23 protein-coding genes and 1 pseudogene are annotated in these 19,427 nt (G+C 70.9%); 10 read left to right on the top strand and 14 right to left on the bottom strand.

All coding sequences use genetic code 11. The features are described 5' to 3' along the window. Positions 1 to 997 precede the first annotated feature (997 nt). Positions 998 to 1,330 (bottom strand): STAS domain-containing protein, encoded by a 333-nt coding sequence (locus CLV70_RS34140; RefSeq protein WP_106130749.1) that lies wholly within the window; start codon positions 1,328 to 1,330, stop codon positions 998 to 1,000. An 846-nt stretch (positions 1,331 to 2,176) separates the two neighbouring features. On the opposite strand from CLV70_RS34140, the gene CLV70_RS34135 reads away from it, so the two are divergent. After that, positions 2,177 to 2,668, top strand: a complete 492-nt coding sequence (locus CLV70_RS34135) for a nitroreductase family deazaflavin-dependent oxidoreductase (RefSeq protein ID WP_106130748.1) — start codon at positions 2,177 to 2,179, stop codon at positions 2,666 to 2,668. 46 nt (positions 2,669 to 2,714) lie between these two features. Here the strand turns inward: CLV70_RS34135 and CLV70_RS34130 are convergent, their stop codons facing one another. Further along, entirely contained in the window at positions 2,715 to 3,479 is a 765-nt protein-coding gene (locus CLV70_RS34130) for a potassium channel family protein (RefSeq protein ID WP_106130747.1), read from the bottom strand. Positions 3,480 to 3,538: 59 nt separating this feature from the next. On the opposite strand from CLV70_RS34130, the gene CLV70_RS39960 reads away from it, so the two are divergent. Continuing rightward, a complete protein-coding gene (locus CLV70_RS39960; RefSeq protein ID WP_158277891.1) occupies positions 3,539 to 3,694 on the top strand; it encodes a hypothetical protein in 156 nt (51 codons plus the stop codon). An 83-nt stretch (positions 3,695 to 3,777) separates the two neighbouring features. Here CLV70_RS39960 and CLV70_RS34125 read toward each other — a convergent pair whose 3' ends face one another. Then, positions 3,778 to 4,287: a DUF421 domain-containing protein gene (locus CLV70_RS34125; protein ID WP_106130746.1), complete on the bottom strand. Its 510-nt coding sequence runs from the start codon at positions 4,285 to 4,287 to the stop codon at positions 3,778 to 3,780. Positions 4,288 to 4,406: 119 nt separating this feature from the next. Here CLV70_RS34125 and CLV70_RS34120 point away from each other — a divergent pair, with 119 nt between their 5' ends. Beyond that, positions 4,407 to 4,736, top strand: a complete 330-nt coding sequence (locus CLV70_RS34120; protein ID WP_106130745.1) for a hypothetical protein — start codon at positions 4,407 to 4,409, stop codon at positions 4,734 to 4,736. Between the two features lie 27 nt (positions 4,737 to 4,763). Here CLV70_RS34120 and CLV70_RS41890 read toward each other — a convergent pair whose 3' ends face one another. From CLV70_RS41890 to CLV70_RS34105, 5 genes and pseudogenes are all read right to left on the bottom strand, one after another. Then, a complete protein-coding gene (locus CLV70_RS41890) occupies positions 4,764 to 5,093 on the bottom strand; it encodes a YihY/virulence factor BrkB family protein (RefSeq protein WP_342750436.1) in 330 nt (109 codons plus the stop codon). Between the two features lie 130 nt (positions 5,094 to 5,223). After that, a pseudogene (locus CLV70_RS41885) lies at positions 5,224 to 5,637 on the bottom strand (YhjD/YihY/BrkB family envelope integrity protein); the annotation flags it as partial. A gap of 138 nt (positions 5,638 to 5,775) precedes the next feature. Beyond that, positions 5,776 to 6,402 (bottom strand): hypothetical protein, encoded by a 627-nt coding sequence (locus CLV70_RS34110; RefSeq protein ID WP_146164260.1) that lies wholly within the window; start codon positions 6,400 to 6,402, stop codon positions 5,776 to 5,778. Then, a complete protein-coding gene (locus CLV70_RS39355) occupies positions 6,399 to 6,728 on the bottom strand; it encodes a hypothetical protein (RefSeq protein ID WP_146164259.1) in 330 nt (109 codons plus the stop codon). The genes CLV70_RS34110 and CLV70_RS39355 overlap by 4 nt, the downstream gene beginning before the upstream one ends. Before the next feature lie 13 nt (positions 6,729 to 6,741). Continuing rightward, positions 6,742 to 7,719 carry a YihY/virulence factor BrkB family protein gene (locus tag CLV70_RS34105; protein WP_245908650.1) on the bottom strand — a complete coding sequence of 326 codons (978 nt, stop codon included), beginning with the start codon at positions 7,717 to 7,719 and terminating at the stop codon, positions 6,742 to 6,744. 237 nt (positions 7,720 to 7,956) lie between these two features. On the opposite strand from CLV70_RS34105, the gene CLV70_RS34100 reads away from it, so the two are divergent. The 6 genes from CLV70_RS34100 (at position 7,957) to CLV70_RS34075 (ending at position 13,389) form a co-directional block, all read left to right on the top strand. Further along, on the top strand, positions 7,957 to 8,562 hold the full coding sequence (locus CLV70_RS34100; protein ID WP_146164258.1) for a copper chaperone PCu(A)C domain-containing protein: 606 nt from the start codon (positions 7,957 to 7,959) through the stop codon (positions 8,560 to 8,562). A 246-nt stretch (positions 8,563 to 8,808) separates the two neighbouring features. Beyond that, positions 8,809 to 9,231: a hypothetical protein gene (locus CLV70_RS34095; RefSeq protein ID WP_106130740.1), complete on the top strand. Its 423-nt coding sequence runs from the start codon at positions 8,809 to 8,811 to the stop codon at positions 9,229 to 9,231. A gap of 32 nt (positions 9,232 to 9,263) precedes the next feature. Continuing rightward, the gene (locus CLV70_RS34090; RefSeq protein ID WP_106130739.1) at positions 9,264 to 10,700 is read left to right on the top strand and encodes a phosphatase PAP2 family protein; all 1,437 of its coding nucleotides are present in this window, start codon (positions 9,264 to 9,266) and stop codon (positions 10,698 to 10,700) included. Next, positions 10,697 to 12,073 carry a DUF2254 domain-containing protein gene (locus CLV70_RS34085; RefSeq protein WP_211304003.1) on the top strand — a complete coding sequence of 459 codons (1,377 nt, stop codon included), beginning with the start codon at positions 10,697 to 10,699 and terminating at the stop codon, positions 12,071 to 12,073. The genes CLV70_RS34090 and CLV70_RS34085 overlap by 4 nt, the downstream gene beginning before the upstream one ends. Positions 12,074 to 12,460: 387 nt before the next feature. Continuing rightward, positions 12,461 to 13,036 carry a hypothetical protein gene (locus CLV70_RS34080; RefSeq protein ID WP_106130738.1) on the top strand — a complete coding sequence of 192 codons (576 nt, stop codon included), beginning with the start codon at positions 12,461 to 12,463 and terminating at the stop codon, positions 13,034 to 13,036. 122 nt (positions 13,037 to 13,158) lie between these two features. Continuing rightward, positions 13,159 to 13,389: a hypothetical protein gene (locus tag CLV70_RS34075; protein ID WP_106130737.1), complete on the top strand. Its 231-nt coding sequence runs from the start codon at positions 13,159 to 13,161 to the stop codon at positions 13,387 to 13,389. 27 nt (positions 13,390 to 13,416) lie between these two features. Here CLV70_RS34075 and CLV70_RS34070 read toward each other — a convergent pair whose 3' ends face one another. Then, entirely contained in the window at positions 13,417 to 13,884 is a 468-nt protein-coding gene (locus CLV70_RS34070) for a general stress protein (protein WP_106130736.1), read from the bottom strand. 4 nt (positions 13,885 to 13,888) lie between these two features. Beyond that, the gene (locus CLV70_RS34065) at positions 13,889 to 14,239 is read right to left on the bottom strand and encodes a nuclear transport factor 2 family protein (protein ID WP_106130735.1); all 351 of its coding nucleotides are present in this window, start codon (positions 14,237 to 14,239) and stop codon (positions 13,889 to 13,891) included. A 126-nt stretch (positions 14,240 to 14,365) separates the two neighbouring features. On the opposite strand from CLV70_RS34065, the gene CLV70_RS34060 reads away from it, so the two are divergent. Further along, positions 14,366 to 14,812 carry a phage holin family protein gene (locus CLV70_RS34060; RefSeq protein WP_106130734.1) on the top strand — a complete coding sequence of 149 codons (447 nt, stop codon included), beginning with the start codon at positions 14,366 to 14,368 and terminating at the stop codon, positions 14,810 to 14,812. A gap of 5 nt (positions 14,813 to 14,817) precedes the next feature. On the opposite strand, the gene CLV70_RS34055 is transcribed toward CLV70_RS34060, so the two are convergent. The 4 genes from CLV70_RS34055 to qcrC are packed head-to-tail and all read right to left on the bottom strand — an operon-like array spanning position 14,818 to position 19,362. Beyond that, positions 14,818 to 16,032 carry an FAD-dependent monooxygenase gene (locus tag CLV70_RS34055; protein WP_106130733.1) on the bottom strand — a complete coding sequence of 405 codons (1,215 nt, stop codon included), beginning with the start codon at positions 16,030 to 16,032 and terminating at the stop codon, positions 14,818 to 14,820. Continuing rightward, on the bottom strand, positions 16,029 to 17,717 hold the full coding sequence (gene qcrB / locus CLV70_RS40595) for a cytochrome bc1 complex cytochrome b subunit (RefSeq protein ID WP_211304002.1): 1,689 nt from the start codon (positions 17,715 to 17,717) through the stop codon (positions 16,029 to 16,031). The genes CLV70_RS34055 and qcrB overlap by 4 nt, the downstream gene beginning before the upstream one ends. After that, positions 17,714 to 18,577: a ubiquinol-cytochrome c reductase iron-sulfur subunit gene (locus CLV70_RS34040; RefSeq protein ID WP_106130731.1), complete on the bottom strand. Its 864-nt coding sequence runs from the start codon at positions 18,575 to 18,577 to the stop codon at positions 17,714 to 17,716. The genes qcrB and CLV70_RS34040 overlap by 4 nt, the downstream gene beginning before the upstream one ends. Further along, a complete protein-coding gene (qcrC, locus tag CLV70_RS34035; RefSeq protein WP_146164256.1) occupies positions 18,574 to 19,362 on the bottom strand; it encodes a cytochrome bc1 complex diheme cytochrome c subunit in 789 nt (262 codons plus the stop codon). The genes CLV70_RS34040 and qcrC overlap by 4 nt, the downstream gene beginning before the upstream one ends. Between the last annotated feature and the right edge of the window lie 65 nt (positions 19,363 to 19,427).

Genomic DNA, 19,427 nt, shown 5'->3' with positions numbered 1-19,427 from the left:
CAGCCCTACGCCGCAACAGCCGAAACCCCTACCGACCACTCCAAATACTCGGAATAACCTGAAACGGCCATATAGCTACCTTGCCGGAGCCCTGGTCGTAGCCGTAAGTGCGGACCTGGCCGGCGCACTTCTCGCGGCTATAGACGTCGGCCAGCAGAACCCAAGCGCGTCAGTGATCGAGCAGCCGACGGCGGCGTCACATGGTGCACCGCGGAGCTGGCTGAAACATGGTGCCGCTCTCGCGGTCATAAGCTGCGGGATGCGAACTGAAAACAGTGGGTTTTCGGTGGGTGATCTTGATCCAACAAAAACGGTGACCTGCGTTTCCGCAGGTCACCGGCATATTTTTGTCGGGCTGACAGGATTTGAACCTGCGACCCCTTGACCCCCAGGAAGTGGTAGGCCCAGCGACGTGCTAACAAACGTTTTACCAGGTCGCTGAAAAGTATACTCGGCTGAGTAAAGGTGTCGCTGCCCGCCAGCTCCAGCTTCTACCCTGACAACGCCTCTACTTGCGGCTTCGTTGAGCTGGGTTGCCTCGAACGGGTTCTCCCGGCCGTTCCCTTTCGGCTCGTTGACGCCCAGGAGAGCCGACGCGGAGGAGTGAGCGGCGTGCTGGCGCCACATCGGATCGGTCCCTTGACTCGCACCGGTAGCCCTTCCACCGTAAACGGCTCGCAGAGAAGATCCCTGCGCGAACCGGCCGTCCTATGGAAGCCTTTCCGGAACTCAAGCACGTCGCCCCCTGATTTGAGTAACGTGAGGCCGCTGGTAACCATCGCAGGTGGCCGAACTTTGAGCGGCCATACCTCTATACCCTGGGCGCTGTTGTGGACCGTCGTCAACGCGCGCCCTTCCAGAGCTCAGTGCCTCGGCCGCTGCCGCGGTGTCCGGGTGCTCATCGCCGACTTCGCGCCGAATCCGCAGCGGGCGCCATCGCGCCCGTGCGGATCCGAAGGACCACATGGCACACATCACGGCGTTGCGAACCTGACGGCTATCCCTGTGGGGAGCTCGCGACCAGCTCTTTGAGCCCGCGGCTGCACAATTGCTCGCGCACGACCGGTGCGGGATGGACCACCGCCACCCGCGCATGGTTGTCAGCAGCCGTGACGTATCCGGACCGGAGCGCGTCGATACCCGCCGCGGAGATCGACGGCACGGCACTGAGGTCAACGACGATCCGTTCCGGCTGAGTGGCCGCCAGCACCATGACAAAGCGGTCACGGAGCAGGCCGGCAGCCTCCTCGGAGCGGATCTCCCCCTGCGGCTCGATCGCGATGGTCATCTCCTGATCGGGCAACCGCCGCGTGTTGATCAAGTAGGTCATCGGATGCTCCTCCCGTTCGGTGGCCGCCGGGTGCCGGGGCCGTGATCACCCGTCAATGCCCGGCGTTTGTGACGATCGAGATTCGGAGTCTTCGCAGTCCCGTGACAGGCCGCACCCTTCCCCGGTAATGCTTCCGATCGCGGCCGGTCCTCGGTGCCGCGCCCTCGCGACTCGGTCGGGCAGTCGCTGCGTACCCCGCACTCGTACCTCGCGCGGCGCGTGTCCAGAACCGCCACATATCAGAGTGGCGTGGCGACGTTCGCGTCGATTCCCGCCCCTCCCGTCCCGGTGGACTGGGACAACATGGCGTTCCCGCTCCGCAGCCGCGTGCTGGCCGATCTGTTCAGCGCCTCAGGCCCGCTGCCGCAGCCTCGCCGTTCAGATGGTGCAGGCCTCCGTGCCCCACATCATCGCGCGGTGAGATCTTCCATTCCTGCCCGTCGCGGCCGCCAGCCACGGCGCGATCCGGCTACGAGCCGCTGGTGTTCGTGGTCCGCCAGTAGGTCTACTTCCGCGGCTATCAGGCGCGCTGACCGTGCTGCCGTTCGGTCTGTGCTGGAGACCGGCCTTCATCGCCTCCGGGATCGCATGATCGCCACTGCGACGGCTACCACGATCGCCACCATCACCAGGCACACGAGACCTACGACGATGTGCCACGGCCGTATGTCAGACATCCCCCGACAGTAGAACAGGATCGGACACCCGGCAGCTCGACGCCGCACACCGACGCCCCGGCACACCACATCCGGTACAGCGGCCGCTTCACCACATGCGCCTCGCGGGGTGAAATGGGACCGAACAGCAAGACCGGCGACCACGTACTCGGCGCAGGAGGTGAGGCGGATGCGGGCGACCAACGGTCCAGAACTACCCCGTGGATGGCGGCGGCTGCTGTTCCGGATTCCCATCCTCCTGTTCAGGGCGGGTCTCGGCGGGCTCTTCGCCGGGCGGATGGTGCTCGTCGAGCATGCGGGGCGCCACACCGGAAAGAGGCGGATGGTGGTGCTCGAGGTGGTGGACCACGATCGCACCAGCGGGGCGGTCACCGTGGCCTCCGGCTTCGGTCCACGCGCGGACTGGTATCGCAACCTCCGCGCCCAGCCCCACACCGTGATCCGCCTCAGGCGGCGCCGGATCCCGGTCACCGCGACACCGTTGAGCGCCGAGCAGGCGGCCGGTGTCATGGTCGCGTACGCAACAGCGCACCCCCGGAGCGCTCGCGGGGTAGCCCGCTTGATGGGCTTCGCGGTGGACGGCAGCGACGCCGACTACGCCGCTGTCGGACGCGCCGTACCGTTTCTCGAACTCGTGCCTGACGAACGAGCCGTGCAGTAGGCCGGGGTCTCGCGCTGACAGCGCGGTGTTCATCCCGGCAGCTCAGTCAGCCCTCGGGAGCGCGGCTGACCTCGGGACCACGCATCGGCTTTCTCAGCTCGGCGATTTCGTTGCGGAGACTTCGCATCTCGTCGAGGAGTTCCGTGAGCTGTTCACGGGTGATTTCCTCGGGTTTCGGCCCGGCGGCGACGCGGTCGACGATCCAGCTGGTCACCGAACCGGTGACGAAACCGAGAAGGCCGATGCCGCCGATCATCATGGCGACGGCCACCAGCCGACCCTCCATGGTCACCGGAGCCAGGTCCCCGTACCCCACCGTCGTGATCGTCACCACGCCCCACCAGAGCGCCTCCGGGTACGAGTCGATGGCGGCGCCCGGCTGTCCGCGCTCGGCGTCCAGCACCGCCAGCGCCGCTACAGCGACCAGCAGGACGGTGGCGCCACCCACGTAAACCGCGAGACGTCCCCGGGTCCAGGACTCGGCACGCTGGTTGAGCACCTTCAGCGCGAAGACGAGACGAAGAGCCCGCAACGGGCGCAGGGCAGGCAGCAGCAGCACGAGCAGGTCGAACCAGTGCGCCCGTACGAAGCGGCGCCTGCCGTCGGCCAGGGAGAAGCGGGTCACGTAGTCGGCACCGAACAGTGCCCAGATGAGCAGGCCCGCGCCGTCGCAGATCCTTCCCCATACCGGGTCGATGCCCGGCCACAGGATCGGGACTGCGTAGACGGCGATGAACAGGACCGACATGGCCGTCAGGTACGGCGCGGCAGTGCGCTCCCACTGCTGCAGGCGGCTGTGCTTCGTCGTCATCAATCTCCTCGTCCGCGGTCGTGATCCCGGTCGGCCCCGGGACACCCAGCCGGCGAGAAGTGTCCAGCAACCGCTCGGCAGCCGGCGCGCTGGAACATGACAACTGCGTGACGGTTCTGGAGGACCGGCGCCTCGGCCACCAACCCGTTACGCCGTTTCGTCACGGAATTGTCACCGGGGCGGCGAAGGATCGTCGCATCGACGCTGAACAGTGATCGTCGGTGCTGAACTCACCGAGCGGTCGGTGTGCGGGCGTACCGATGCGGGCGCCCGCACACGACACTTGCCGGCGGAGGTGTCAGGTCCCCTGGACGTTGCTCAGCGCCGTATGCTCACCGGCGTTCTGGTTGGTGATCACGCTGAAGGTGCCGTCGGTCTCGAGCACGACGGCCGCGACGAGGCCGAGGTCGCCGATCCCCTGCGACCGTACGGCCTGCAGCACCTCATTCGCCGTCACGCGCTGCCGTCGCATCATTTCCTCGTCCATCCTGCCGTCCCGCACCAGCAGAGTGGGGGCCGACTTGAGCAAGTGGCGGATCTTGCCGCTGCGAACCGACAACCAGGTCGCCACGAACTGCAGGACGACGAGCAACACCAGGGCGGCCAGCCCTTCCGACAGGGTCACGTCCCGGGAGAGCAGGATCGTGGCCAGCGTGGATCCCAGCGCGACGGTGACCACGAAGTCGAAGGCGTTCATCTTGGCGAGGGTTCGTTCGCCGGAGCTCCGCAGGACCGCGACGAGCAGGGCATAGGTCAGGACGCCGATGACGGCGATGCGCCACAGATCTTGCAAGCTGTCGAAGAACATGGGGCGCGCTTACCCGCTGGGCACTTCCGGACACTCGGCGCGGCACTCGCGGTTTCGCAGAAGAGCAGTAGCCACCGTTTACGGATCGAGCGTCCGGGTAGCGCCGGCGCGATGGAGTCATGGACATGAATTCGCCCCGTGCGGTGCCACGGCTGACCAAGGGCCAGCGGCTCGCTGTCCTTGCCGTGACCAGCGAGGCATGCCGATGGTCATACCGCGCCGTCGGGCAGCGGGCTCGCGCCGAGGCGGTGAGCGCCTTGCGGGCGGTGTCGGTGGACCCCGTCGTGCTCGGGGCCTGTCTGGGCAACGCGCTGATTATGCTTCAACACGCTGGCGTCCCGGCTGCACGAGGCTTGGTCGACCTGTACCGGGCGGCCGGCGCGGACGAGGAGGTGGCGGCGGCCATCGTGGTGTCGCAGCAGCGGTCCTCCACGGGCGGCCCGGCATAGCGGATCCTCCGCACAGCAGGGCGGCGATCAGGGCGACGCCCACCGGTCGGGTTCGCACGGTGCCGGTTCACCGTTGCGGACCGCCTCGACCTGCGCGCTGCAGGCCACACCGAAGAAGAATGCGACGCCGCTGGCGTTCGCCCAGAGCAGCAGGGCCACCACCCCTGTGAGTGGACCGTAGATCTCGCTGAACGACGAGCCCGTCGTGGTGTAGAGGCCGAGCAGCGCTGTCACCGCCACCCACAGCGAGGTACTGAGCAGGATGCCGGGCAGCAGCCAGCGCAGGGACGGCTGCCGTCGGCGGGGCCCGTACCGGAAGAGGAGCGCGACTGCGGCGATGGTCAGCAGGAGCGCCATGGGCAGGTGCAGGACGGACCAGAGCCGGCGCAGCGAGGGATTCCACCCGTACGTCTGTCCCCACGCCCGGGTGACTCTCTCCTGCGACGACGAGGACGAATCCCGCGAAGGCCGGGATGCCGGCCAGGAACGTCAGGACGAAGGCGCGGGCGTACTTGCGCAGGGTCGGCCGGTCGCGGCGAATGCCGTAGAGCCGGTTGGCGCCCCGCTCGATCTGGGCCACCGCGGCCGTGACGGCGACCATGCCGCTGACGAGGCCGAGTGCGAGTGCGACCTCGCCGGTGTCGCCTTGCGGCTCGCCGATCAGCAGGCGGCGCAGAAGTGCATCGCTGCGTCCGGGGGTGAGTGCCAGCGCGGTGTAGACGATGATGCGGCCCCCGGCAGCCATGCCGGTCTCCTCGGCGAGACCCGTGAGCGCTATGAGCAGCGGCACCACGGCGAGGCAGAGCAAAAGGGCCAGCGCTCGTGCGTGGCTGAACCCGTCGCCGTAGCGGAAACGGCGGAACGAGTCGGCCAGCAACCGGCGGACGCCGTAACGGCGCATTGCGGCGAGAACGGTTGCTGGTCGGCCGGCTTTTCCTGCGGGCAGCTCCGCGACAGTACGGGCGGTGCTCACGGTGCTCTCCTCCCACCGGTCGGCGTGCGGCCGCCGTGCCGGCGGTCGTCCACGAACACCGGACGTTCAGGGCCCCGGGCGCACCGCACTCGCCCGATCACCGGCGATGCCCATGCGGGCGAGTTCCGCCGCGGCGAGCATCCCCACCCGGCCGTGGGTCAGGTCGTCCCATGGGTCGGCGGTCAAGGCTTCCATCCGCTGCAGGGGCAGGGTGCTGACGGCGCGGTGTGCGAGGTAGACGTCGAGGGAAGGCCGGCGGTCCGGGTCGCGGAGCAGCCGCCGTACCGTCTCGGCCTCACGGCGACGGGCGAGCCGGGCCGGCAGGTACGGCAGGAGCACCGGCACCACGGGCGCCAGTCCGACCGCTACCGCGAGGAGTACGGCGAGCTGCCGACCGTACGCGAGGGATTGCTGTCCTCTGTCGATGATGTCGGCCGCGGTCGTCCGCACCTGGTTGCCGAGCTGCTCGGGCACATCACCGATCAACGGGATGTCACCCGCGCGCTGCAGGGCCTGGCCGGCGCTGTCGAGCGTCTGACCCGATTGGACCAGGGTGTTTCCGACATCGGCGAGCTCCCACAGGGAGAAGCCGATCCAGCCCGCCAGGGCGACCCACGGCACTACCCAGAACACGACGAGGCCGTCGAGAATCCTCACGAAGCCGGCATCGGCCCGGCGAAGCACATCAGTCATCCCCGCCCGCTACCCGCAACCGCCGCGTTGTCCACGGGGCTGTCCGAGCGGTTTCGCCGGCGGTCACCGAGGACGAACTGCACGCGTCGCGTGTCGTCCTCCTGCGCGTCGAGGATCTTTCCCTCGAGCAGTTTCCCGGTGCCTTCGGCGATGAACACGCACCTGTCGTGGACGGTGTCGCCGGGATGCGGGGCCGGTGACACGGCGATGTGCAGCGACGTCCGCCCCGGTTCGGCGGCGATCCGCACGCCGCCGCCGGGTGGCGTGCCGGAGTTTCTCAGGATCCGACGGATGGCTGCGGTCGCGGTGTCCGACACGGTGAACACGATGGTTCTCCTTTCACGTCTCGTTCTGTGCCGGGCGGAGGTCCCCGGCGCCACTGCGGTTCCGGACCCGGCGGCGTCTACGGGCCTCGCGCCGGCCCGTTGCGGTCGACGCGTCCGGCTGGAAGTCGTCGATCGAGGCGTTGAGTTCCGCGCCGATGAGCACGGCCAGCGCCGTGACGAAGAAGAAGATCAGCACGGCGATGGGTGCTGCCGCCGCACCCGCGTGGCCGCCGCCGCCCGAGGCGAGGTAGAAGCGCAGACCGGCGCTGCCGCCCAGCCAGAGCAGCACGGCCACCACGGCGCCGGGCAGATCCCGCCGCCAGCGGGTCCGTACCGGGACGGCCACGTGGTACAGCGACGTCAGCCCGACGAGCGCGAGGGTGATGACCAGCGGCCAGTAGCCCGCGGTGACCAGCCAGGTCAGGTGGCCTCCTGCGACTCCGGCGAGCAGGTCGCCCGCGGTGACCGGCCCGAGGACGAGCAAGGGAAGCAGGACGGACCCGATCACGAGGGAGGACAGATAGACCGCGAGGCTGAGCAGACGGGTACGCCAGAAGCTGCGCAACCCGTCCATGTCGTATGCCAGCGTGATCGCCGAGATGTACGCATTGACCGCCGCCGACCCGCTCCACAGCGCGAGCAACAGGCTCAACGTCAGCACCCCGGCGCCGCCCTCGCGCAGCGTGGTGGTCACCAGGGGACGCACCACGTCGTGCATCGTGCGATCGGTGAACACGCCGTCGGCCCAGTCCACCACAGCATTCGCCACTGGTGTCGCCATGTCCGTGCCGAACACCGCGCCGAGCTCACCGATGAGGGTGAGCAACGCCAGGAGCAGAGGCGGCAGCGACAGCATCGTCCAGAAACTCGCCTCGGCGGCGAGCCCGTGCACCCGGTCCCGCATCGCCGCCCGTGCCATCCGCACGAAGATGTGTCCGGCCTCGCGCACGCCGTCCCGGGCTCGGCCGGGCCACCGGCGCACCGCAAGCATGACCACGCCGCCGTTCATCGCCGCAGGTCCGCGGATGGAGTCGAGGTCATCGGTGTCCTCCCGCCGGTCGTCGTCGCGGCGCGGCCCTACCCGGCGACGCCGTCCTGCAATCGGCCGCCGGGAGGAGACCGCCCGCCCGCCGACGCAGTGGTCGGTTACCGACGTGCCCGGGCGAAGTCCTGGAAGTTGACAGCCGGAGGTCTATGCCATCGAGCGCTTCCGGGTAGGTGCGCTGCCATGACGACGATGAGAAGAGCAATCTGGGCCGTCGCAGCGGTCATCTCGATGGCGTCGGTGAGCGGATGCCAGACCGAGGATCCGCAAGCAATTCCCGGCGATGCGCCACACCCGTTCCAGGAGAGCGTGATGGGAGCCAACGCCCACATCGGCTCCATCGAGCTGATCGGCGTACACGTCGACGCACCGCAGCATTCCCGCTACCAAACCGGTGACGAGGCACGGGTCTGGTTCACGCTGCTCAACGAAGGCTCGTCACCGGACGTGCTACGCGATGTCCGCAGCCCATATGCCGCCGACGCCCAGATCCGCTGGGATGACGAATGCGACGGCCAGGCCACCACGGTGCCGGCCCTGACGCTGCAGCCGCTGCAGCCCAACATTCGCGAATCACCGCCCGGCGTTCCCCCATTCGACGCCTACCACGGGCAACTGGTGAACCTGAACCGCGAGATCCTCGCCGGGTCCACGATCCCGGTCACCTTCGCCTTCGACCGCGCCGGAACAGTCACCGTCGACGCCCTGGTCCAGCCGGGCAACGCCGCCCGGCCGGAGCCGAGCAACCGGTGCCGCGACGAGGCGCCGGTGCGCCCGTCGGCGTCCTGAAACGTCGACATCCTCCGCCGAAACAAGGAGGAAAACCGTGATTGGTACGCGGCGAACGGGTAGAGCCGGACCGCCGCCCGGATGCCGGTGGGTCCCCGCGACCGTACCGCTTCGAGCTGCGGCCGCGGGTGACGCGGCAACCGCGGCGGGCAGGGCTCCGACAGCTCTGCCCGCCGCGACCTGCTCCACCGGTCCCCGAGCGGAACCGGACAGTAACGGCGCCACGCGTATCCCGAGGAGGCGGTCATGTCCCGGCCCGAACAGCCACCCGCCGTGCAGGTGGCCACCGGACACCCGCGGCAGCAACGGTGGTCCTGGCTCGTGCCCGCGCTGGCCTTCGCCGTCGGGCTGGTGCTCGGCGGAACGCTCATCGCCGTCGCCGACGGTTCCGATGACGCCGCCACGCCCGCCACGGCGCAACCGGCTCCCCCCGCGAGCCACGCGGCGCAGCCGGCCTCCGAGGACCGGACGATCACCATACCGGCCAGCTGCGAACAGGGCCTCGAACGGGCGCGTACCGCCATGACGACGGTCGGCGAGGCTGTCCAGGCCCTGCGCGACCTGGACACCCGCCGGCTGCAGGAGCTGCTCGACCGGTTGCAGGACGCCCAGCGCGAGGTGGAGGCGCTCGTCGACCGCTGCCGTACGGAAGCAGTGCGCAGGAACTGACCACAGGCGCCCACAGCGCCCGGGAGGAACCGATGCTGGACCACGGACGACCGCGGGCCGCGCGCGGCGTGGAACGTTTCGCCTCGCGCTCCACGGTCGGGCTGCTCGCGCTTCTGATCGGCAGTCTCGGCTTTCTGCTGTTGATGGTGCTGGTTCGCACCGCCTGGGCACCGCTGTACCGGGCGGACCAGCGAGTCGCCGACACCCTGAACGCCTGGGTGGCCGGCAAGGATCTGCTGCTCGCCGCCCTCCGGGGCCTGACCGACTTCGGCGGTCACACCATCCTGATGCGGGTCCTGGTGCTGGCCACCGCGTACCTGCTGATCCGCCGCCAGGTCCGGCTCGCCGCGTACGTCGTCGTCACCGCGCTGGGCGCCCTCATCCTGGACCCCACGCTGAAGCTGCTGGTGGGCCGGCTACGTCCGGTCGTCGACATGCCCGTGGCCTTCGCACCCGGGATGAGCTTTCCCAGCGGACATGCCCTCGGCTCGTTCGTGTCCTACGGGGTGCTGGTGCTGGTGTTCATGCCGGCGGTGCCGCGCCGCTGGCGTACTCCGTTCGTCAGCGTTGCGGTGCTGCTCGTCGCCGTGGTCGGCTTCACCCGCATCGCCCTGGGGGTGCACCACATCAGCGACGTGCTCGCCGGATGGCTTCTCGGCGCCGCATGGCTGGCGATCACAGCCGGCGCGTTCCGGCAATGGCATGGTGACGGCCGCGCCGGGATCGGTGACGCCGGAGCGGGCCTTGCGCCCGAGGCCCGCGACGAGCTGCGTCCGGCGCCGGCCGAGGACCGGGTTCTGGCCCGTCCGTGGCGGGTCGCCGCCGAACTCGCCGTGGCGTGGGTCATGGTCCTCGGCCTGGTGTACGGCGCGGGACTGCTCGTGACCGACGTCCTGTCCGGCTTCGCGCTGGTGGCCTCCGACGAGGCGGCTGTGCGGTGGTTCGTCGAGCAACGCCGGCCCGTGCTGGACCCGCTCGCCACGGTGGGCAGCCGGATCGGCAACACGCACAGCATCCTCACTGCCACGCTGGCCGCCGTGGTGCTCATCGTGGCGTGGCGTCGCCGTCTGCGCCCGATCGTCTTCCTCGCCGCGGTGATGCTCGGTGAGGTGACGCTGTTTCTCGTCACCTCCAGCGTCGTCAACCGGCCGCGCCCGGCCGTACCGGCGCTGGGACCGGAGATCCCCCCGACGGCCAGCTTCCCCTCCGGGCACGTCGCCGCGCCGCTGTGCTTGTACGGCGCTCTGGCAGTGCTGACGTGGCAGTGGTCGGGCGGCTGGTTGCGGTGGGTCACCGCGACGGCCGCCGCCGTCATCCCGCTCTGCGTCGCACTCGCCCGGCTCTATTGGGGCGTTCACCATCCCCTGGACCTGGCGGGGAGCCTGCTGCTCGCCGCCGGGTGGGTGACGGCCTGCTGGTACGCCGTACGCCCCGGGCACCAGCCGGGGGCCCGGCAGAAGGAGGAGTGACCACCTTGCAGTTGGCGAGATTGACGCGGGGCCGCGCCGTCGCCGACGGACTGCGCACCCAGCTCTGGCCGATGCCGGCGGCTGCCATCGTGCTGGCCATCGCACTCGGCGCCGTCATGCCGGTGTACGACAACCAGCTGTTGCGGCTGATGCCGGCCGGCCTGGGTTCGTACCTGTTCGGCGGTGGCCCGGAAGCGGCACGCAGCGTCCTGCAGGCCATCGCCGGCTCCCTCATCACCGTCACGTCGCTGACCTTTTCCCTCACGATCGTCACGCTGCAGCTCGCCAGCGGGCAGTACTCCCCTCGGCTGCTGCGCACCTTCGCCCGCGACCGGGTCGTGCACGCCACCCTGGCAGTCCTCCTCGCCACGTTCACCTACGCCCTGACGGTGCTCAGGACCGTCCGCGACGACAGATCCACCGGCGCGTTCGTACCCCGGTTGTCGGTCACGACGGCGTACCTGCTCGCGCTCGTCTCGGTCCTCGCGGTGGCCGGCTTCCTGGCCCATCTGGCTCGCAAGATCCGGGTGGAGTCCATGCTGCGCGACGTTCACGCCGAGGCGGTCGAGACCGTACGGCAGACGGTGCGGACCCGCGACGGCTCGCAACGATCCGCCGATCCTCCGGCGCCGCCGCACCGCGGCACGCTGATCCTGTGCGCACCGACCTCGGGGTTCGTGACGTCGGTGAACGACCGGAAATTGCTTGCCGCGGCGGTCCGCACCGGGACGGTAATCCGCGTGGACCGGGCCCCGGGCGCTTCGGTCGTGGCCGGCACCCCCGTCGCGACGGCCTGGCGGCTGGAATCCGGCGAGGACCACGACGACGACGGGCTGCGCGATGTCCTGCACGGGGAGCTCGCCGAGGCGCTCGGCATCGGCTTCGAACGGACGTCCACCCAGGACATCGCCTTCGGCCTGCGGCAACTCACCGACGTGGTGGCCAAGGCCCTGTCGCCCGGGATCAACGATCCCACCACGGCCGTTCACGCGCTCGGCCACTCCTCGGCCCTGCTGTGCGAGGCCGCCCGGCACGATCTGCGCCCCGCCACCCGGCACGACGACGCCGGACGGGTCCGGGTGGTGCTCGCCCGCCCCGACCTGGCGGGCCTGCTCGACCTGGCGGTCAGCCAGCCGCGCCGCTACGGCGCCGCGCACCCCGAGGTGCTGATCCGCCTGTTCGACCTGCTGCGGGAGCTGGCCTGGGTTCTGCGCGACGACCGGGCTCAGCTGGCACCCGTGGCCGCGCAGCTCGCCCGGTTGCGCGCCACCGTCGCGGGCCAGGACTTCGACGAGGTAGAACGGGCGAAGCTCAGCCGGCGTGCGGACTCCGTCGACGCAGCCCTGGAGGGGCGTTGGCCCGCGGACGACTGACCGGCAGGGCCGTGTCCGCTGCCCACTTCCCGGGTAGGACCCGCGCCCACCCAACCGTCGGAGCACCGGAGGCACCTGTGAAGCGAGGAACTGTCCGGACGACCGTACGCCGGTGGGCCGCGGCGCTCGCCGCTCCGGTTCTGATCGGCGCCTGTGCCACCACTGCCGACGACGCCGGTGCGCCCGAGCCGGTCCGGACGCCGACACCCACGCCGACCCTCGTGCTGCGCATCCAGCGCACAGGAGGCCTGGTCGGTCCGGCTGTCGAGCCCGGCCGGGTGCCCGCTTTCAGCGCGTACGCCGACGGCCGGGTCATCACGCCCGGACCGCAGATCGCCATCTACCCGCCGCCGGCGCTGCCGGGCGCTCCAGGTGCAGGACGCGGGGATGGCCACGGTGGCTCAGCTCGCCGTGAACGCGGTAGCGGCCGGTGTGCAGCCGCACACCGACTTCGGCGATCCGGGCGTCGCCGACGCCACCACGACCGTGGTGACCGCTGTCACCGGCACAGGGGTGCATCGCGTGCGGGTCCCCGCCCTGACCGAGGCGTCGGTCGGCGACCCGGACCTCACCGCAGCGCAGCGCGCCGCACGCAAGCGGCTCAAAGACTTCATCGAGCGAGCCCGCCGGCTGCCGTCCAACGACCGCCTGCCCGAACCTCAGCCGTACCGCGGCGACTCTCTGGCGGCGCTGGCCCGGCCGTACGCACCGACCGACGAGGCACCTCCCAGCCCCGCCCCGGCACAGCAGTGGCCCGGTCCTCCCCTGCCGGGTTCCGCCGTGGCGTCCGGCGGCCGGGTCACCTGCACGGTTGTCACCGCCGCCGAGGCCGACCATGTACGGAAGACCGCCGCGCACGCGAGCGTCCTTACGCCGTGGCGATCCGGCGGCAAGCTCTGGGACGTCACCTTCCGCCCCCTGCTCCCCGACGAACACGAGTGCACGGACCTTCCCGGCTTCTGATCACCGGGCGTTTGACGCGCCGGCGAGAGGGGCAGGCGGCGGACCGGACGACCGACGCCGTGAGGAGTGCGACCCTGTGGCAGACCTTTATCCCGACGAAGACTTCGAACACGCTTTGGGACGTGCTGTACGGGGTGCTCGGCGCGGCTCACGAGTCACAGCAGCACGCGACCGCCGCCGACGTCGTCCGGGCGTACCGGGGACTGCTCGACCGGGCGAACGGCGCCGTGGCGGCACGGATCCGGGCCGACCTCGCGACGGGCCGCCGTCTGCTCGAGGAGATTCCCCCGGCGCCGGTGCTGCAGGCGGAGTTGCGGCGCCTGCGGGATGACGACCTGCTGCCGTCACGGTGACCGGCCGGCCGACACCGATCGGCTCTGTCACTGCTCGGCTCCGAAAGGCGTCTCGCCGCTGTGCAGGATCCGGACGGCGCGATCGGCGAGTGGCGCGTCGACCCGGACCTCGTGGAAGAGAGTCACCGGCTCCTCGATCGTGCCCTCGGACGGCAAGGCGGCCACAGCGAAGCACAACACGGCGATGGAGCTGCCCGAGACTGCACCGACGAGGGCTCCCACGAGCGCGGCGGGCACCGGCAGCGCCAACGGGTCAGTGATGTGCAGGGACTGCAGCGCTGCACCGAGCACTGCGCCGAACAGCGCTCCGGCCGCGGCGGCCCAGCGGGCGACGATTCGGCGGGACGGTACGCCCGGTGCCCGGCGGATCGACGGCACGAGGATGCTCACGATCGTCGTGCCGTCCCGGGGCAGCCCCTGCGTGGTCAGGCGATCGACTGCTGCTGCGGCGTCCGAGTAGCCGGGATAGACGGCGACGACCCGCCTCGCCGGCATGACATCAGGCCCACGGGGTCTGCTGATGCAGCACGAGGCGCCATCCTCCCGGGCGGCGCACATACGTGCTCGACGCCGTCGCCCGATACGGCGTCTTCAGGGGCCGGCGCGCCGTGACGTCGTAGACGACGACGGCCGCGTCGCCCAGCGCTGCCTCGTGCCGCTTGACCAGTTCGTACCCCTCCCACGGGGGCACACCGTCCCAGGACGCCAAGGTCTGAGCTTTGTCGAGCACGACCACGACGGCGTCGTCGGCCAGCATCTCCTCGTAGAAGTCCGGGCCCTCCCCTCGGCTGAGCGCTGCCCAGCCCTGCTCTTCCAGGGTCATCAGCTCGTCGATCCGCATCTCGGTCATGCCTGACCGCTACCCCACCCCGGGTTCCTTCAACACCCCCGGCGGGGACGCTTGGTGACGCCCGGATCGGGTAGGCCACCACGACCTCGGAACGTCCAGGCCGCGGATCAACGACAGGAGGAACTGATGAGCGAGAGCACCACAGGCAGCACCGCCCGGCCGGCGGCCGGGCAGTCCGCCGCCGACCGGCTGGCCGGCGACTTGGCGGACGTGGCACGGGAGGAGATGCAGACGGTACGGACGGAGTTCGTGGAAGCGGCCCGCCCCGCCGCCTCCGGCGTGATCCTGCTCGGCGCGGCCGCCGGCTGCGCCGTCCTCGGCATCGGGGCGGCATCTGCCACCGTGCTGCGCATCTTGGAGAGCTTCCTGCCACGAAAGCTCGCCGTAGCCGGCCTGACCGCGGGCTACTTCACCGGCGCCGCCGTGCTGGGGACCGTGGGACTGCAGCAGTTGCGCGAGGCCGGGGGCAGCTCGCAGCGGTTGGCCGAGGAGATCCAGGAAGCGGTCTCCGGAACGGTGAGCCGGATCCGCCAGGCCGGGGCCGCCGCCGCCCGGGACGTCCACAACGGCTGAGCGAGTCACGACGTCCGGTCGTGGATGGAGGTCCGCGAGGATGTCCGGCCGGCCACGTCGGCGATCATCGCGGTCGGCTTTCCCACCAGCGCGCCGGCTACCAGCCGGTCGGCGATCGGCAACCCGGCCAGGGACAGGGAGACCCGGCGCAGCCACCGCTGGAGGCGCGTCGCGGGCAGGAACCAGCGCCGGCTCTTCCGCCCTGTCTCCTGCTTGTCCAGCACCACCGGATGCAGCACCTGCTCGTAGGCCGCGAGCCCCGCCTCGACGGATGCGTGCCGGGCGAGCTGTTCGGCCAGCACGTAGGCGCCGGCCACGGCCAGCGACGCGCCCTGCCCGGCCAGCAGGGACACCGCGTACGCGGCGTCGCCCAGCAGCACCACCCGGCCGCGGCTCCAGGACGGCATGACCACCTGCGCGACCTGGTCGTAGTAGACCTGGTCCGACGGTGGGCACGCGGCCAGCGCCCGCGGTGCGATCCAGCCGAGGCTGCCGTACTCGGCGCGCAGCGCGGCTCGCGGGTCGGCCGGCAGCGTGTGCTCGGCGCTGGGGTGCACGGCGAACACGGCGACGCGCCCGTCGCGCAGTCCGTAGAAGCCCATCGTGCGGTGCAGCGTGTCCGTCAGGCAGAACCGGCCCGCCACCTTGGCGTGGGCTCGAGCGTCCTCGAACGTGAACGCCGCGGTGTGCAGCCCGAGATATCGGAGGTAACCGCTTTCCGGACCGAACGCCAGCGCCCGTACGCCGGAATGGACGCCGTCACAGCCGACCAGCAGATCGGCGTGCAGCACGTTGCCGTCGTCGAGGGTGACCGTCACGCCGTCGGCGCGGTTGTCCACCGCACAAATCGTGGTGGCGTGGCGCAGGTCGACGCCCGCGGGGAGGTGCTCGCGCAGCGCCCGCTCCAGGTCCGGGCGCCTGATGCTGACCACCCGGCCGCCGGCCGCCTTGGCGAATCTCGCGTACCGCAGCCCGGCGCGGCGGCGGCCGTCGTCGTCGCAGTACGCCAGCTCCTCGACCTCGTAGCCGAACCGCAGGATGCCGGGAAGCACTCCCATCGCCTCGGCGGCGTCGTACCCGGGCCCGAAGAAGTCGAGCATGTACCCGCCGGCCCGCGGGCCCGGCGCCTTCTCGACGACGGTGACCTGGGCGCCGTGGGTGCGCAGCCGCTCGGCGAGGGCAAGTCCGGCGATGCCGGCGCCCGAGATGATCGCTCTCATTCCGACGCCTCCGATCGCGACGGTGTCCGGCGGTCCGCCCGCCGTCCGAGCACGGCCATCGCCACCCAGACCAGAGCGGCGGCCGCCTTGGTCGCCGGCCCGGGCTTGTGCTGCGGCGGCGGCAGCACCACCCCTTCCGGCGGTTCGTCCTGCTCGACGCGGACGCCGGGAAAGGCCGTCTTTGCGGCGTCGAGCGCCTCTTGCCGGTCGAGGAACGCCTCGTTGCTCGAGAGCTCCTCGCCGGGGCCGTACCAGCGCCACCGCCAGGTGTCGTCCGGGTTGCGCCACAGCCGGATGCGCTCCTCCGGCTCGTCGTCCGGCCGGCGGTCGATGCTCCGCCCGGACAAGCCGGCGTGCAGGTCCTCGCGGGTCAGCTCACCGAGGCTCGTCGCCGTGCCGGCCCGCAGCGCCCGCGCGGTGAAGAACGCGACCGCCGCCACCACGAACGGCAGGACGAGCACGAGGATCTGCAGCGTACGCAGCAGGCCGGTCACCGGGATGCGGGTCAGCCGGGCGATGATGTCGTCGGCCGCGGTGACGAGCAGAACGGCGAAGAACGTGAGGGCGTACGCGCCGACAGCCACGCGCCCCGGGCTCTCGCGGGGGCGCTGCAGGATCTGGTGCGACGCCTTGTCCCCGGTGCGCCACCGTTCCAGCCAGGGCCAGGCGTACAGCAGCAGGAAGGTCACCGTGCCCACGCCCACGGCCGGCAGGAACGGCGCGGGCACGAGGTGGCCGAAGACGTGGAACTCGATCGGTGGGAACAGCCGCAGCGCGCCGTCGCCCCAGGCCACGTACCAGTCCGGCTGGGCCGGGGAGGTCGCCTTCGCGGGGTGGAACGGGCCGTAGATCCAGACCGGGTTGATCTGCACTAGGCCGCCCAGCGCGAACACGACCGCGAACACGCCGGTGAGCAGGCTGACCGAGCGCACCGCGTACGCCGGCCACAGCCGCGACCCGACGACGTTGTGCTCGCGGCGCCCGGGGCCCGGGAACTGGCTGTGCTTCTGCCGGATGATCATCAGCAGGTGCACCGAGATCAGCGCGAGGAAGATGCCCGGCACGATGAGCACGTGGCTGATGTAGAGCCGCGGTGTGGTCTCCGGGGTCGGGAACTCCCCACCGAAGGCCAGCGTCGCGATCCATGAACCGACCACGGGGATCGACAGGACGGTCGAGTAGATGATCCGCAGGCCGGTGCCCGAGAGCAGGTCGTCGGGCATCGAGTACCCGGTGAAGCCGTTGAGCAGCGCGAGGGCCAGCATGGTGACGCCCACGACCCAGTTGAGCTCCCGCGGGCGGCGGAAGGCGCCGGTGAAGAACACGCGCAGCATGTGCACCACGATGGCCGCGACGAACAGCAACGCCGCCCAGTGGTGCGCCTGCCGGATCAGCAGACCGGCGCGGACGTCGAAGCTCAGCGCCACGGTGGAGGCGAACGCACTGGACACCTTCGAGCCGTCGAGCGGCTGGTACGCCCCGTCGTACACCGTCTCCGAGGTGCTCGGCTCGAAGAACAGCGTCAGGTACGTGCCGGTGAGCAGCAACGCCATGAAGGCGTACAGGGCGATCTCGCCGAACATGAACGTCCAGTGGTCCGGGAAGACCTTGGCCAGGGCGGTGCGCCCGATCGACGTGGTGCCCAGCCGGGCGTCGAGGGCGCGGTAGATCCGTCGGGTGATCACGGCCGGCTCCAGAAGCCCGCGCCGGGGGGCGCCGTGAAGGGCCCGCGCGCCCGCAGGAAGCCGGCCTCGTCGACGTCGATGGGCAGGCCGGGCAGCGGTCGCGCGGCCGGTCCCGCGATGGGGTCGGCGTCCCGGTAGAGGTCGAACGCGCTCTGGTGGCAGGGACACAGCATGCGGCCGGTGGTCTGCTCGTACAGGCCGACCGGGCACCCCGCGTGCGTGCAGAGCAGCGAGTACGCCACCACACCGCCGAGGTCGCCGGCCGCCGGCCGGCGGTCGAGCAGGGCCGGGTTCAGGCGTACGACGAAGGCCGGGGCGTCGCCGTCACGGGTGTGGCCCTCGGGCACGACGATCTGGATGGTCCCCGCCTGGATGTCGGTGAGCCGCACCGGTTCGCCCTCCGGCGTCACCATGCGCACCCCCGCCTCCCAAGCGGTGTGTCGCAGCATCGTCACCGGATCGGGTTTGCGGAACGACAGCAGCGACCGCAGCGGGAAGAGCAGCGCGACACCGATGGCGCCGACGCCCAGCAGCAGCATGCCGACCAGGCCCCGGCGCTGCAGCGGGCTCTCCGGGCCGTCGGTCGCCGCGGCGAGCAGGTCGCGTTGCTGCGGCGAGGCGGCCAGCTCGGGCTTCTGCTCGACGAATCCGCCGGTGGGCAGCAACCGGCGGCCCCAGACGGCCAGCCCGTACGCGAGGCCGGCGAACGCCACCGCGAGGCTCAGCCCGAGGAGCTGGGTGTTGCCGCCGAGCCCGTAGGACACCGCGAAGCCCACGGCGCCGAGCACGGTTACCGCGAAGGCGAACCGTATGCGCCGCACCGCGCCGGTCTGGCCGCTCATCGGCCCGGTCCCGCTCATCGGGCCCGGCTCCCGAGCCGGCGGGCGAGCAGCAGCACGATCGTGAGGCCGAACACCCAGGCCACCACTCCCTCCGTGAAGGGGCCGAGCCGGCCCAGCGGCCAGCCGCCCCGGTCCAGCTCACCCCGGTCGTCCTGCAGCACCCCGACGTACGCGGCCACGTCGTCGACCTCCTCGTCGCTGAGCACGTCGGGCGGGAACGCGGGCATCAGTCCCGGTCCGACCCGTACCGCCTCGCCGATCTGGGTCGGGGTGGCCTCGAACAGCGACGGCGCGATCCGGCCGTTGTTGAGCGTGGCGCCGACACCGGCCGCGGAGTGGCACGCCGAGCAGTAGGTCAGATACAGCTCCCGCCCCGATGGGGTGCTCCCGCCACCGACGACCGGAATCGGCGGGCCACCGCCCGGCGGGAACGACGCGACGTGCTGCACGAGGGCTCGGATGTCGGACTCGGAGAAGACCGCGTCCTGATGCACGTTCGGCTTTCCCTCCTTGCTCAGCGGCATCCGTCCGGTGCTGAGCTGGAAGTCGACGGAGGCGGGCCCGACATCGGCCAGGGACGGTCCACGCTGGGTGCCCTCGCCCCGCTGGCCGTGGCAGCTGGCACAGCTCTGCTGGTACAGCACCGTGCCGCGGTCGGGGCCGGTGGGCGGCGCCGGGAGGGGCGACGCCGATGGGGACGGCGACGGTGCGGGCGCCGCCAGCGGCAGGCCGAGCACGCCGAGCCCGGCCGCCGCGGCCAGCATCCGGTGACCGCGGCGCGGCGCCGAGGGTTGGTCGGTCACGGTACCCCCTCAGTCCAGCGTGAACAGGTAGGCGGCGATGTCCCGGGCGTCGGTGGAGGTGACCC

The organism is Pseudosporangium ferrugineum, from assembly GCF_003002065.1.
Lineage (GTDB): Bacteria > Actinomycetota > Actinomycetes > Mycobacteriales > Micromonosporaceae > Actinoplanes > Actinoplanes ferrugineus_A.
Note: the sequence above shows the minus strand (reverse complement) of the source record. Positions and strands in the feature narration are given on the sequence as shown.

Bases quoted from the DNA above. Each gene is read 5' to 3' on its own strand.
- CLV70_RS34065 (WP_106130735.1), bottom strand. From the start codon at position 14,239: ATGACCGAGATGCGGATCGACGAGCTGATGACCCTGGAAGAGCAGGGC.
- CLV70_RS34140 (WP_106130749.1), bottom strand. From the start codon at position 1,330: ATGACCTACTTGATCAACACGCGGCGGTTGCCCGATCAGGAGATGACC.
- CLV70_RS34080 (WP_106130738.1), top strand. From the start codon at position 12,461: ATGGCCACGGTGGCTCAGCTCGCCGTGAACGCGGTAGCGGCCGGTGTG.
- CLV70_RS34100 (WP_146164258.1), top strand. From the start codon at position 7,957: ATGACGACGATGAGAAGAGCAATCTGGGCCGTCGCAGCGGTCATCTCG.
- CLV70_RS34130 (WP_106130747.1), bottom strand. From the start codon at position 3,479: ATGACGACGAAGCACAGCCGCCTGCAGCAGTGGGAGCGCACTGCCGCG.
- CLV70_RS34110 (WP_146164260.1), bottom strand. From the start codon at position 6,402: ATGACTGATGTGCTTCGCCGGGCCGATGCCGGCTTCGTGAGGATTCTC.
- CLV70_RS34090 (WP_106130739.1), top strand. From the start codon at position 9,264: ATGCTGGACCACGGACGACCGCGGGCCGCGCGCGGCGTGGAACGTTTC.
- CLV70_RS41890 (WP_342750436.1), bottom strand. From the start codon at position 5,093: ATGGCGCTCCTGCTGACCATCGCCGCAGTCGCGCTCCTCTTCCGGTAC.
- CLV70_RS34095 (WP_106130740.1), top strand. From the start codon at position 8,809: ATGTCCCGGCCCGAACAGCCACCCGCCGTGCAGGTGGCCACCGGACAC.
- CLV70_RS34120 (WP_106130745.1), top strand. From the start codon at position 4,407: ATGGACATGAATTCGCCCCGTGCGGTGCCACGGCTGACCAAGGGCCAG.
- CLV70_RS34135 (WP_106130748.1), top strand. From the start codon at position 2,177: ATGCGGGCGACCAACGGTCCAGAACTACCCCGTGGATGGCGGCGGCTG.
- CLV70_RS34055 (WP_106130733.1), bottom strand. From the start codon at position 16,032: ATGAGAGCGATCATCTCGGGCGCCGGCATCGCCGGACTTGCCCTCGCC.
- CLV70_RS34105 (WP_245908650.1), bottom strand. From the start codon at position 7,719: ATGCTTGCGGTGCGCCGGTGGCCCGGCCGAGCCCGGGACGGCGTGCGC.
- CLV70_RS34070 (WP_106130736.1), bottom strand. From the start codon at position 13,884: ATGCCGGCGAGGCGGGTCGTCGCCGTCTATCCCGGCTACTCGGACGCC.
- CLV70_RS34060 (WP_106130734.1), top strand. From the start codon at position 14,366: ATGAGCGAGAGCACCACAGGCAGCACCGCCCGGCCGGCGGCCGGGCAG.
- CLV70_RS34040 (WP_106130731.1), bottom strand. From the start codon at position 18,577: ATGAGCGGGACCGGGCCGATGAGCGGCCAGACCGGCGCGGTGCGGCGC.
- CLV70_RS34125 (WP_106130746.1), bottom strand. From the start codon at position 4,287: ATGTTCTTCGACAGCTTGCAAGATCTGTGGCGCATCGCCGTCATCGGC.